Source organism: Sphingomonas sp. Leaf17, assembly GCF_001421505.1.
GTDB lineage: Bacteria > Pseudomonadota > Alphaproteobacteria > Sphingomonadales > Sphingomonadaceae > Sphingomonas.
Genome location: NZ_LMKL01000001.1, coordinates 642,654 through 655,617 on the forward strand (window position 1 = coordinate 642,654; position 12,964 = coordinate 655,617).

Consider the following 12,964-nt stretch of genomic DNA (forward strand, 5'->3'; position numbering starts at 1 on the left):
TCGCGCAACCCTTTAGGAACCGGGAAACGCGGCCTCGAAACTGGCGACCGGATAGGCGCAATAGTCCGCAGCGTAATAGGCGCCGGGGCGGTGATTGCCTGATTCGCCCAGCCCGCCGAACGGCATGTCGGACGCGGCGCCGGTCGTCGGCCGGTTCCGGTTGACGATCCCGGCGCGAACCTCGTGCCGAAACTGGCGCCAGCGTGCATCGTCGGTGTCGATCAACCCGGCGGACAGGCCGTAGCGTGTATCGTTCGCCAGTGCGATCGCCGCCGAGAAATCATCGACGCGGTGGACTTGCAGCATCGGTGCGAACACCTCGGCATCGGGGACCACGCATCCGGTCACGTCGATCAGCGCCGGCGCCACGAACGCCGCAGAGCGAGGATCGATCGCGCCGAACGAGCGGAGCGTGCGCCCGCCCTGCCCTTCCAGGGCGGTCAGCGCCATGCGGGCGCTATCCGCTGCCGCCGCCGATATGAGCGGCCCCATGAACGCGTCGATACCGTCGTTCCAGGCCGCCGTGGTGACCGAGTCGAGGATATCGACCACCGCATCGACGATCCGATCGCCACGGGCGCCGGTCGGAACGATCAGGCGGCGCGCGCACGAGCATCGCTGCCCCGTCGTCACGAAAGCCGAATCGCGCGTGATCCGTGCAACATCCTCAGGCTCCGCCTCCCAGGCGACCAACGGGTTGTTCCCGCCAAGCTCCAGCGCCAGCATCACATGCGGCCGGTCGAGGAAAAGCTGGCGGAAGTGCCGCCCCGCCAGCGAAGAACCGGTGAACAGCAGGCCGTCGATATTGGCGGCGAGGATCGCGGCCCCGGTTTCCCGCCCGCCCGGCAGCACTTGAAGCACGTCGTCGGGCAACCCCGCGGCGCGCCACGCCTCGCCCAATGCCAAACCCGTCAGCGGCGTTTCTTCCGAGGGTTTGAACAAGACCGAATTGCCGGCGAGCAGCGCCGGGACGATGTGCCCGTTCGGCAGATGCGCCGGGAAGTTATATGGGCCAAGAACGACCATCACGCCGTGCGGCCGGTGCCGGAGAACCGCGGATCCGAACGCCATTTCTCGCGACCGCGTACCGGCACGCTCATGTTGGGCAGCAATCGAAACCTCTACCTTCGCGACGGTGGAGGCGACTTCCGCTAGCGCCTCAGGCAAAAGCTTGCCCGTTTCCCGCGCGATTGTTTCTGCCAGCGCCGCCGTGCGTTCCCGAACGACCTCGGCGAAGCGTCGGGCGATGGCCACCCGGGTTTCCAGCGGTGTAGCTGCCCAGCTACGCCCGGCGGTTCGGCTACGATCGACGGCGACGGCACAGGCCGCCGGGTCCGTTGCCGCACCTTCCCACACGATATCCAGGTTCGCCGGGTCGATCGATCGCAGGATCGTCATATCATTCTCCTCACGCCACCAGCAGCATGCGATGCGCCGTCGTGTCAGCCGCCGCCCGTTCGACACGGAAGTCTCTCAAGTCCGGCCGGGCCATCAATGCTCCGGCGGTGATCGCTCCACCAACCGGAATGGCTCTCGCATCGCGAACCGTGGCAATGGCATCGCGAGGGCAGACAACGGTCGGTCCGCCGTCGAGCCGATCGACCAAGCCTGTCCATATGAAGCCTTCGCGTTCGAGCATCGCGCGCGCTGCCTCACCGTGTGGGTGGACGCGACCGATCGATGACCGCACGCATGGCGGGATGTGACCTGTCCCGAACGGCTGGGCTGCCGAATGGCCGGCGAGCCAGCGATGCCCCTGCACCGAAACGAGGGCGTCGGCCTGGGCAAACGACATGCCGCTGAAGTCGCGGGCGACGCCATCGTAGAACGGACAGTTGCCGTCGTCGGTGAAATATCCGCGCAGTTCCGCCATGACCGTATCTGCGAACAGATCGGGGGCCAGCGCGATCAGGAGATAGCGTGCGCGCGACAGCAACGCCCCCGCCCCGCCACCCCGCCGCGCGGGATGCAGGAATAGCGAACCGACCTCGCTCCATCCCTGACAGGCCGCGACCGGTGTGAGTGCCCCATGGTAAGGCGCTGCGCCGGTCATATCCGAAGCATCGACGCGATAGGAGAGGTGCGGATGGTCGCCGCCGACCGCGGCGATCACCGCGGCAACCCCCGCGATCAGACCGTCGGCATCCTCCAGGATCAGCGTGTAGCGCGCATCGGCTAGATCGATGCGTCCCGCGAAGCTCTCCCGTGACAGCACCAGCCGATCGCCCAGTGTGCGACGGCACTCCGGCAGGCTGGTGAAGCCTGGCCCTGTGAGCGCGGCGAGCGACAACAGGCCGTCAAGATCTCGCGGTTCTCCCGCACGAACTCTCACGAACCCGCTCAGGCCGCAACCGCAGCCGCAGCCGCGGTCGCGGTCGCTCGCGTGCGCCAGGCGGCGAAAGTCACAGCGATCAGCGCGACGGCTTCATCGACCTCCTCCGGGGTAATGATAAGGGGCGGCAGCAGGCGGATGCAATTGTCGCCCCCCCCCGCCACGAGCAGACCCCGTTCGCGCAAGGCGGCCATCATCTCGCGATTGTTGACGCGCAGCTTGACGCCGATCAGCAGCCCCTTGCCGCGCACATCGACCACCAGATCGGGATAGTCGGCAGCCAATCGACCCAGGCCCACTGTGAACCGCGTCGCCATTTCGCGTGCATGCGCCAGCGTCGCGTCGTCGGCGATCGCATCGAATGCGGCGATGCCCACCGCCATCGCCAGCGGATTGCCGCCGAATGTCGAACCGTGCGCACCCACGGTCATTCCGATGGCCGCAGCGCTCGTCGCCAGACACGCGCCGACCGGAAAACCGCCGCCCAGCGCCTTGGCCGTCGCCATGATGTCGGGTTCGCAGTCGTCGAACCATTGGTGCGCGAACAGACGCCCGGTCCGCCCCATGCCGCTCTGCACCTCGTCATAGATCAGCAGGACGCCCGCCGCATCGCAGGCCTGTCGCACGCGGCGCAGCCAGACGCCGTCCAACGCGCGGGCGCCGCCTTCGCCCTGCACCGGCTCGACGATCACCGCCGCGGTGGTCGGCGCCGCAATGGCGGCCATGGTCGCAGCCCCGTCATCCAGATGACATTGCACGAACCCCGCCATCGGCGGCCCGAAGCCTTCCAGATAGGTCGCATTGCCGGATGCGTTCACCGCCGCCAGCGTCCGCCCATGGAAGGATCCGGCGAACCCGACGATATCGATCCGATCGGGCGCGCCGCGAACGTAATGATAGCGGCGGGCGGTCTTGATCGCGCACTCGATCGCCTCGGTCCCGGAGTTGGCGAAGAACGCGACGTCCGCAAAGGTGGCATCGGTCAACCGCTTCGCCAGTGCTTCCTGTTCGGGAATGCGAAAGATGTTCGAGACGTGCCACAGCCGCCGCGCCTGCGCTTCCAACGCCGTGACGAGCAGCGGATGGCAGTGGCCCAGGGCATCGGTTGCGATCCCGCCGACGCAGTCGAGATAGGATCGGCCGTCCGTCGCATACAGGCGGCACCCGATGCCGTGGCTCACGTCCAGCGGCGCGCGCGAATATACTGTCATCAACGCATCGTTCATGCTGTTTCCTCTCCGAAATCAATCCGACCGATCGGCCTTGGCGACATCAGGCGCTGCACCGCGCCAGCCAACGCCCGCTGTCGCGTCGGGACATGCCGGACATAGGCTGCGAGATTGGCCGGTCCCACGCCATGTTCCGCGCTGAAGCTGCCGCCGAATTCCTCGACGGCGATGTCGAGGACCGCCGATCGCGCCGCGTGGACGATCGCATCGTCGAGCGGGCCGGCATCGGTGGGCCAGACCATGTTGGCATGGACGCCGCCGTCACCGATGTGGCCGAAATCGTGCAGGACCAGCATCGGCGAGATCCGGGCGATCCGCTCGACGATGCGCGCACGGAATGCGGGAACCGCGCCGCGCGGCACGGCGATGTCGCACGCGATGACGCGCCCGGCCCCCCGCAATCCCTCGGGGATCGCATGACGGATCGCCCACAGGCGTAAACCGCGATCCACGACGGCATCACGCACCAGCATATCCATGACGGGTTCCAGCACCCGGCCGAGACGATCCTCAAGGTCGCTGGCATCGAATGCCGCGCCGGCGGACAGTTCGATCAGCACCACATATCCGGGCGTCCTCCCCGGAAACGGGTCCGTCAGTCGCGGAACGTGCGTGATCGCCGCGGCCAGGGCAGCGGCCGATATTCCCTCGAACGCGGTCAGCAAGGTGCCGAACGCCTGTTCGACTTCCCGCAACAACTCCACCGCGCCCTGCATGGCATCCAGAGCCAGCATCGCGGTGATCGTCGCACGCGGCACGGGTTGCAACGCGAGCGTGGCCGCAGTGACGAGACCCGTGGCACCGCCGGCGCCGATCACCAATTGCTTGAGGTCCAGTCCGCTATTGTCCTTCCACACCGCGCGTCCGAACGTGGAGACGGTCCCGTCCGCGGCCATCACGTCGACCGACAAGACATTGCGCCGGACATCGCCGTAACGCAGCAGCCTCGCCCCGCCGGTGTTCGTCGCGATCATGCCGCCGATCGACGGGTCGGCGCCCAGATCGATGGGAAAGGTCAGGCCATGTTCCGCTGCAGCACGGTTCAGCATCGAGAGCGGCACGCCTGCGGTGACATGCGCGGTGCGATTTGCACCGTCGATCGACGGCGGTTGCACCAGTCGCTCCAGACTGACGATCACATCGCGCTCGTCGCTCCCCAGCCCGGCGCCGACCAGCCCGGAACGGCCGCCTTGCGCGATGACACGCAAATCGGCGGCAGCGGCGAACCTGAGCACTTCGGCCAATTGGTCGACGTCGCCCGGCCGCACGACACAAAGTGCCCGTCCGCCGCCCGTCCGCCCATCCTCATGATAGCGCGAATCGTCCTCGCGACCGGTCAGAACATGGGCGAGGCCGACGATCGCAGCCAGCCCTGACGCGATAGTCATGCCGCGGTCGTCATCGCGAAGATGCCCGTCGCATTGGCGCTGTCGAAACGCAGGTCGAGCAGGCCCGTATCCGGGTCGATGTCGCGGCTGATGAATTCATAAAACGACCCGGGTACCACCCGCTCCTCGATCGTGCCGTCATCGTGGCGGAACCTTCGGGTCACGGCGTCGGCGCGGTACGCGGTCTGTCGCACGCGACCCGACGCCGACACCTCGACCGTGTCCTTGACCGGACGCCCCATCGCACGCTGGCGATCGGCCAACGCCTCCACATCCTCGACCCGGTCGGTCACGTGGTTGAAGCTGTTGCCCTCGGTCGCAATCCAGGCGGCCTCGGCAGAGGCAGCGCGCAGGATGTCGTAATCATGCGCCGCTGGCGTATCGTGTTGGCAGGCAAAGGCTGCGACGATTCCCGACAGGCCCGCTACGGCATCGTCGAACGGTGCCGTCCCGGTCGTCTCGAACCGCGCCAGCAGTGCCAGATGATCGGCGGTCAACGGATCGCGACTGGTACCGAACGTCCGCGTCGCCGCAGCCCCGAACGCCGGATCGAAGGCCGACACATCCAGTTCGCTGACGAAGAATTGCGGAATGGTTTCGGGATGATCGAGATGCCGGAACGCGTGGCCGGTCATCCGCAATTTCGGCAGCGGATAAACGTCGGCGACACGATAGCCCAGCGGCTCCAGGATCCGGCGAAATGCCTGCTCTCCCGCAGGAAGCGCGCCCGTCGCACCGCTTGGCAGTCGCACCGTCCGCAACGCGCCGTGATCGAAGCGAACTGCTGCCCCGCTCGCGAGGACATCCTCGACATAGAAACGTGCGCTCGGCACCCGATCGAGCAGGTCCGCGAACAGCGCGGCATTCATCGCCTGGGCGAACACGGCACGTGATACCGTAGCCGCTACCTGCGGACCCGCACCGATGGCAGCATCGGCTGCGATCCTGCGAAGGATGTGGTTCGCACGTGCACTGCCGAAGCATGCATCCAGCAACGCCCGCAACTGTGTTTGATGAACATCGGTCATCGTGTTCCTCCTGTCGGACATCGATACGCTCCCCAGTTGTGCAATCGAAAACGATGATCCATCATCTGTTCATGACCAACGCTCATATACGCCGGCGTGAATTGCCGCCCTTCTCGGCACTGTTGGGCTTCGTTGCGGCCGTGGAAACCAGCAGCTTCTCACGTGCTGCGGTGCGGACTCAGCTGACCCAGAGTGCAATCAGCCGGCAGGTCGCCCTGCTCGAAGACTGGCTGGGAATTCCCCTGTTCGTCCGCCACGGCCGGCGCGTCACGCCTACACCCGCGGCACGCGCCTATGCCGATGCGATCGCCAACCCGATCGAGCGCATTCGCAGCGCAACAGCGGCATTGCTGGCGGAGACCGAAGCACGGGCGCTGACGATCGCGACGCTTCCCAGCCTTGGCATGCGCTGGCTCGCACCCCGATTGCCGCACCTGTCCGCACAGCATCCCGATCTGCTCGTCAGCCTGGCGACCCGGTCGAAACCGTTCGATTTTGCGGATGCGCCGGGCGTGGACGCGGCGTTCCACTTCGGACTGCTCGACTGGCCGGGTACGCGGCACGTACAGCTGTTTGGTGAAAAGGTGATTGCCGTCTGCAGTCCGGCCTTGCTGGAGCAGCTGCCTGTTTCGACCGCCGCCGATCTCACGCGGCACACTTTGCTGGTGCAGGAAACGCGGCCCGACGAATGGACGCGGTGGTTCGCGATCACCGATGCCCCGGACACGCCGTGGCGCAGCGGACCGGTTTTCGAGCATTTCCTGATGCTGGCCCACGCAGCCGCGGCAGGGATGGGCGTTGCGCTATTGCCGGATTTCCTGATCCAGCCCGAGCTGACATCCGGGGCGCTGGTGCGGGTCCTGCCCGACATCTTGGCAGACGAACGCGGCTATCATCTCGTTTGGCCAAGCGATCGACCGGAACACCCGATGCTGCCCAGATTTCGGGCATGGCTGACGGAAGAGGCGGCGGGATCGCAATAATCCCGCCGCCCAAATGTCACAGGTCCTGTCGCAGCGTCAGGCCGATGGTGCGGGGTCGCACGAAAGACTCGGCAGGCGCGCCGCCATAGCTGAAGCTGTTGAACAGCGTCGTCTTTTCACTACCAAACAAGTTCTTGGCAAAGATCGACAGGTCGGTCCCGCCCCGGCGAACGCCGGCGTTCAGATTGAACAGGACATAGTCGCCGACAACCGGCTGGCGGGTCAGGCCGAAACGCGTATTTAGTCGACTGCCTACGAGATTGGTGGCGAATTCCTCATTCAGGCTGCTGCGGTACGATCCGACGTAATTCGCATTCACCCCGCCGTAGGGACGCCATCCCACTGCGCCCGGCTGCTCATAGGTCAGCCCGGCGTTGAACACCGTACTCGGTGAGGACGGCAGCCGCTGGCTGGCATATTGCGTCGATCCCTTCAGGCGCGCATCCGTATACGACCCGCTGGCGGTCAGCGTCAGGCCGCGTGCGACCGCCCATGCGACCTCACCCTCGACGCCATTGATCGTTGCGGCGCCGACGTTGGCCAGCGGCGTGTAGGCACCACCCGCCAGCGTTACATAGACCGGAATATCGGCCCAGTCGGAATGGAACATGGCAGCCGTCACGTTCAATCGTCCGTCCGCGAGCCGCATCTTGGTACCCAGCTCGTAATTCCAGAGCGTGTCGGACCCGTAGGTAAGATAACGTTGCACATCGGCGATGACGATGCCGGGCAGTTTGGGCGGTGGACCATTGTAGCCACCAAGACGAAAGCCGCGCGAGACTTGGAGGTAGAACAGCTGCTCCCCCGGCTGGAAGCGCAGGTTGAAGCGTGGCGTCCATACACCCTGCTTCTGCTCGCCGGCATTGGCATCGACTCGGGTCCGCTGACGGTAGTCGGAGTAACGCAAGCCCAGGTCGATGCCCCATTGCTGGCCCAGCGCGACATTCGCTTCCCCGAAGACGGCAATCTGCTTTGCATCATTCGTTCGATCGATGCGCAGGAATCGTCCCAGCAGTTGGGCCTCGTTGAAGGTCTGGATCCGCGTCAGACTTTCATTGGAGTAATAGGCGCCGACCAGCCATTTCAGACGGTCGCTGCCCTGCGATGTAAGCCTTACTTCCTGCGCGAATGCCGTCGATCGGGCATTGTCGTCAGAAAAGAGATCATAGGCCGCAAGCCCGTAGCGCGCGGGGTTGCCCGCCAGCGCGACCACGTTGCCATCGAAAAGCGACGCATCCAGCCTGTTGGCCAGTTTGGACACGTAGCGCGAGGTGATCGCCGTCAGCTGGGCTACGCCAAAATCATAGGTGCCGGTGAAATTGAACAGGTCGAGGTCGGCGTCCTGGAATTCATCCCCCCGCCGGCGCTGGACATTGCCGGCACCGTAGAACGGCTCTCGAACCCGCGCGCCGTCGGCATCGGTACGGTCCTTGACGTATTGGAACAACAGATCGAGCTCGCTGACGGGCCGAATGCGCAGTGCCGCGCGGCCGCCCGACACCGTACCTCCGCCGGTCTTGCCGCCGGTTTGAAGGTTACGGATATAATCTGCCTCCTGCCGCCGAAATCCGACGATACGCAGGGCCGCAATGTCGGTTGCGATCGGAAGATTGGCGATCGCGGACAGGTTGCTGTCCAGACCATCCCCCGCGTGTGTCTTGCTACCCGTGGCCGACATCCGAAGGCTGGTTTCCACAAAATTCGGGCGCTGCGGAATCAGCCGAAGCGTGCCGCCAAGCGATCCGGCGCCAAACAGCGTTCCCTGTGGCCCACGCAGGACCTCCAGCCGCTCCATGTCCAGCGGCTCGACCTCGATACTGCGGATCCCGCTGCTCAGGGCGGTTTCGTCGAAATAGGTCACGACCGTGCCGGACAGGTTGCTACCGCCGGCCGCGGTCGCAAGCCCGCGAATGATGACGTTGTTCGTACCCAGACCCGCTTCGACGAGCGCGACGCCGGGCACCGCAGTCAGGAAGTCGCGATATTCGGTCGCACTCGCCTTGGCCAAGGAATCGCCGGTGATTGCGGAAATCGAATAGGGTTCGTCGAGGATATTTTCCGCCCGTCGACTTGCGGTGACGACGATATCGTCCAGCCTCGGCTGACCCTCGTCGGTCGGAGTCGGCGCCTCCTGCGCACGCACCTCCGGCGTTCCGACTGCCATGGTGATCGCCACGGCAAGGGCGATCCCGCTCGCGAAACTGTTTCCCCTCATCATCTTCTCCCGTCATGCTTGATTATTGTTTTCATTCGGCAGCCAAGGCTTGCGCCAGGACAGATTTCTGTCATTCGTCGATACCTATGTCAGATCGCTCTCCCCCCGCCTTACTCGATCGCCTGAAAACCACGTTCGCCGACCTCAGCGAGGCCGAGCGGACCATCGCCAATTTCATTTTGGTTCAACCGACTGCGATCCCGTTCGAAACGGGCGAATCCCTGGCCAAGCGGCTCGGCATCAGCGCGATTACCGTTGGTCGGTTCTGCCGAAAGTTCGGGTATCGCAATTTCCGCGACCTGAAGGCGCAGATGAAGTTCGACACGCCTCCTGGCCTGCCATGGACGAGCGCTGGACAGTTCGGCTGGCTTGCAGATGGAGGGCGTTCCAAGGCACTCGGCGACGATCTGCGCATCGCGATCACCGGGCTGACGGCGGCCTATGCCCTCGCGTCTGGACCGAAATGGGATGCGATCATCGAACTGCTTGCCGGCAGTGCGCGCGTCCACGTTGCGGGCTTTCAGACCGAGCGGGGCATCGCCCAGCATTTTGCGGCGTTGCTGCAATATGCCCGCACCGGCGTAGTCGTCGTCGATGCCTCGTCGAGCAGCTTTCTGGAGGTTCTGGCGGAGGACGAACCCAACCGATGCCTCGTCATCGTAGAGACGCGCCGCTATTCCGTTCACGCGCGCCGACTGGCTGAAGATGCGACTGCGGCCGGGATGGCGGTGGTGATCGTGACCGACAGCTATTGCAACTGGGCGCCGCAGGTTACTCCCCACGTCCTTGCCGTATCGACCGACAGTGCGCTGTTCTGGACCACCATGGTTCCGCTGGTCGCGGTGCTCACGCTGCTGGCAGACGGCGTGGTGCTGCGGCTTGGCCCGGACCACGTGACGCCACGCCTCGACCGCATTTCCCGCATCTATCAGGATTTCATCGGTCATACCGGCTCCACCCCGTCTCGGGGTGACTGAGCATGGCGACGATCACGGCATCCACTCCCTTGATCTTCAGATTGACGCCCATATCGCCGGCCTCGGGTCGGCCATGGAGGACCTGAAAGCTTCGCTTGGCGCGAAGGCGAACCTCGAAAGGACCGGCTAAGCCCTGGTCCCTTCATACCCACCGCACAGGTGGCGGCGTTTGAACATGACAACCCCCGCGCCTCCGCGAGCATCGAGTCGGATGCGAGGCTTCTGCCAACTGTCCCGATCGCGAGAACCATCACCTCCTCCTTTCTGTCTTATAGTTGCATAGGACAGATTTCTGTCAATAGCGGTTAGCGCGTCAGTGGCGGTGAGCTGCCCCTTCTGAGTGGTCCATCGACTATGACAGTCTGGATCAAGGGTGACGTCTCCCGTGTTTTTTAGCCCAGTTTAAATGAGAGTGTTCCGGCCATGATGAGCTGCTGCCGGTTCCGTGGACACCGAGATAAGGTGTTTTTGGAACCGGAGGATGGAGATGCAACGACGGAAGTTCAGCCGCGAGTTCAAGCTTGAGGCGGTGAAGCTGGTGAGGGAGCGCGGGGTGTCGGTATCGCAGGCGGCGCGCGATCTGGACCTGCATGAGAACGTGCTGCGCAAGTGGGTTCGCGAACAGGCGGCTGATCCGGGATCGGCGTTTCCGGGGCACGGCGTGCTGAAGCCCGAGCAGCAGGAGATTGAGCGGCTTCGCCGCGAGCTTGCCAGGATGAAGGCGGAGCGCGACATCCTAAAAAAAGCGGCGGCCTACTTCGCCAGGGACTCGATATGAGGTTCGAGTTCATTGCGAAGCACCGAGGGATCTGGCCGGTGTCGTGGATCTGCGAAGCGCTCGGTGTTTCGCGCAGCGGCTTTCACGCCTGGCTGGTCCGAGCACCAAGTGCCCGTGCCCGCAGCGATGAGGAGTTCGGCGCCAAGGTCCGCGCCAGCTTCATCTCCAGCTATCGGACGTACGGTGCGCGTCGTGTCTGGCATGACCTTCTGGCCGAAGGCCTCTCATGTGGCTTGCATCGTATCGAGCGGCTGATGCGTGTTCACGGCCTGAAGGCGCGTCCGCGGCGCCGCGGGCTGCCGAAGGACGATGGCCTGCGCTCGGTTATCGCCGACAACCTCCTCGATCGCCAGTTCACGGCCGAGGCACCCAATCAGAAATGGATCGCCGACTTCACCTACATCTGGACCGCGGAAGGATGGCTGTACGTCGCCGTCGTCATCGACCTGTTCTCGCGCCGGGTCGTTGGCTGGTCGATGAGCGACACCATGGCCGCCCAGCTCGTCACCGACGCGCTGATGATGGCAATCTGGCGGCGTGGAAAGCCCGACGCCCTGCTGCACCACTCAGACCAGGGTAGCCAATATACAAGCGAGAAGTTCCAGCGGCTGATGGCCGACAACGGCGTGACCTGCTCGATGAGTCGGTCGGGCAACGTCTGGGACAACGCGGCGATGGAGAGCTTCTTCTCCTCGCTGAAGACCGAGCGGATCGGGCGCAAGACCTACCGCACCCGCAATCACGCAAAGGCAGACGTGTTCGATTACATCGAGCGCTTCTACAATCCGACGCGACGCCACTCGACGCTGGGCTATCTCAGCCCCATGGACTTCGAGCGGCAAGCGCAGGTAGCTTAACCTCGTGTCCGTGAAACCGGCAGCAGCTCAATCGGCCGGTTTTACGGATACGCTCGGAAGCAATTTGCCTAGGAGGTGATTTGGCTCGGATCAGAGGGAAGTACGATGTCAGCGCCGTTCGCCTTTTACCTGTGCGAAGGCTTCCAGCTTCTGGATCTCGCCGGGCCGACGGCGGCTCTTACCGCAGCAAACCGTCTACTCGGGTCGGAATATTACCTGATAGAACTCGTCTCCAAGGATGGCGAGATCGTTCGAGGTGATGCGGGGCTCAGCCTGACCACTCACGTTGCAGGTTCGTCCCCAGCCGAGACGGTCGTGGTGGTGGGCGGCATGATCGAACCGATGCTGGAGCCTGACAACATAGCCGGTATCCGGCGTGCATCTGCCGAAGCCTCAAGCGTTGCGAGTATTTGTACAGGCGCATTTCTGCTTGCCGCTGCGGGTTATCTGGATGGCAAACGAGCGACGACGCACTGGCAGTTTGCGCAGGGATTGCAGGATCGATACCCGAAAGTGACGGTCGATGCGGATCGGATCTTCATCAACGACGGGGCGATCTGGACGTCGGCTGGCATGACTGCTGGTATTGACCTGATGCTTGCGCGCATCGAAGTTGATCATGGCGCAGAAATGGCCAAGGCAGTATCGCGCGAGCTCGTCGTGTATCATCGGCGACCAGGTGGACAATCGCAGTACGCGGCAATCTCTCAGATGGAGCCGCAAACCGATCGTATCCGAAAAGCACTGACCTACGCACGCGACCATCTCTCAGAGCCATTGCCGATCGAACGGCTCGCCGAGGCCGCCTGTCTGAGCGTTCGCCAATTCGCTCGTCTGTTTCGGAAGGAAACGGGCGAAACGCCTGCACGTGCGGTCGAGCGTCTGCGCTGCGAAGCTGCACGCATCCGCCTTCGCGATGGGAATGAACCTGTAGGGACCGTCGCGCTGCTTGTGGGGTTTGCGGATACAGAACGCATGCGATGTGCGTTCCTGCGAAGTTTCGGTCATCCTCCACAGACACAGCGTCGGCTCGATCAGCCGCCTTCAGTGAACGTTAGCGGCCTAACTTGCTGGCCTCCGGGATGACAGCGCTGACGTACCGGATTTGGGTCGATCTTCCAGAGCGACCCATAATCAGACGTCCCCGCCCCCTTCCCAGCTTCCCAACTTCGGCCGC

Annotated in this window: 10 protein-coding genes; 4 read left to right on the plus strand and 6 right to left on the minus strand. The window is 64.2% G+C overall.

Going from position 1 to position 12,964, the window contains the following annotated elements:
- Window positions 1–12: 12 nt before the first annotated feature.
- Genes astD through ASE75_RS02945 form a run of 5 tightly spaced genes read right to left on the minus strand, consistent with a single transcriptional unit; the run spans window position 13 to window position 5,977 of the window.
- Entirely contained in the window at window positions 13–1,398 is a 1,386-nt protein-coding gene (astD, locus tag ASE75_RS02925) for a succinylglutamate-semialdehyde dehydrogenase (protein ID WP_055928438.1), read from the minus strand.
- A 10-nt stretch (window positions 1,399–1,408) separates the two neighbouring features.
- Window positions 1,409–2,290: an arginine N-succinyltransferase gene (locus tag ASE75_RS02930; protein ID WP_055928441.1), complete on the minus strand. Its 882-nt coding sequence runs from the start codon at window positions 2,288–2,290 to the stop codon at window positions 1,409–1,411.
- Window positions 2,291–2,340: 50 nt separating this feature from the next.
- On the minus strand, window positions 2,341–3,543 hold the full coding sequence (locus ASE75_RS02935) for an aspartate aminotransferase family protein (RefSeq protein WP_082463804.1): 1,203 nt from the start codon (window positions 3,541–3,543) through the stop codon (window positions 2,341–2,343).
- Between the two features lie 11 nt (window positions 3,544–3,554).
- Window positions 3,555–4,949: an FAD-binding oxidoreductase gene (locus ASE75_RS02940; protein ID WP_055928446.1), complete on the minus strand. Its 1,395-nt coding sequence runs from the start codon at window positions 4,947–4,949 to the stop codon at window positions 3,555–3,557.
- Window positions 4,946–5,977 (minus strand): DUF1338 domain-containing protein, encoded by a 1,032-nt coding sequence (locus tag ASE75_RS02945; RefSeq protein WP_055928451.1) that lies wholly within the window; start codon window positions 5,975–5,977, stop codon window positions 4,946–4,948. Before ASE75_RS02945 ends, ASE75_RS02940 begins: the two co-directional genes overlap by 4 nt.
- Before the next feature lie 53 nt (window positions 5,978–6,030).
- Between ASE75_RS02945 and ASE75_RS02950 the strand changes: the two genes are divergently transcribed.
- Window positions 6,031–6,960, plus strand: a complete 930-nt coding sequence (locus tag ASE75_RS02950; protein ID WP_235512493.1) for a LysR substrate-binding domain-containing protein — start codon at window positions 6,031–6,033, stop codon at window positions 6,958–6,960.
- Window positions 6,961–6,976: 16 nt separating this feature from the next.
- Here the strand turns inward: ASE75_RS02950 and ASE75_RS02955 are convergent, their stop codons facing one another.
- A complete protein-coding gene (locus tag ASE75_RS02955; RefSeq protein WP_162233702.1) occupies window positions 6,977–9,136 on the minus strand; it encodes a TonB-dependent receptor in 2,160 nt (719 codons plus the stop codon).
- Window positions 9,137–9,261: 125 nt separating this feature from the next.
- Here ASE75_RS02955 and ASE75_RS02960 point away from each other — a divergent pair, with 125 nt between their 5' ends.
- The 3 genes from ASE75_RS02960 (at window position 9,262) to ASE75_RS15015 (ending at window position 12,873) form a co-directional block, all read left to right on the plus strand.
- Window positions 9,262–10,152 (plus strand): MurR/RpiR family transcriptional regulator, encoded by an 891-nt coding sequence (locus tag ASE75_RS02960; RefSeq protein ID WP_055928459.1) that lies wholly within the window; start codon window positions 9,262–9,264, stop codon window positions 10,150–10,152.
- Window positions 10,153–10,639: 487 nt separating this feature from the next.
- A protein-coding gene (locus ASE75_RS02970) for an IS3 family transposase (RefSeq protein WP_156340065.1) occupies window positions 10,640–11,787 on the plus strand; the annotation gives its coding sequence in 2 pieces (ribosomal slippage) (window positions 10,640–10,901 and window positions 10,901–11,787; 1,149 coding nt in all).
- A gap of 105 nt (window positions 11,788–11,892) precedes the next feature.
- On the plus strand, window positions 11,893–12,873 hold the full coding sequence (locus ASE75_RS15015) for a GlxA family transcriptional regulator (protein ID WP_082463753.1): 981 nt from the start codon (window positions 11,893–11,895) through the stop codon (window positions 12,871–12,873).
- Window positions 12,874–12,964: the final 91 nt, after the last annotated feature.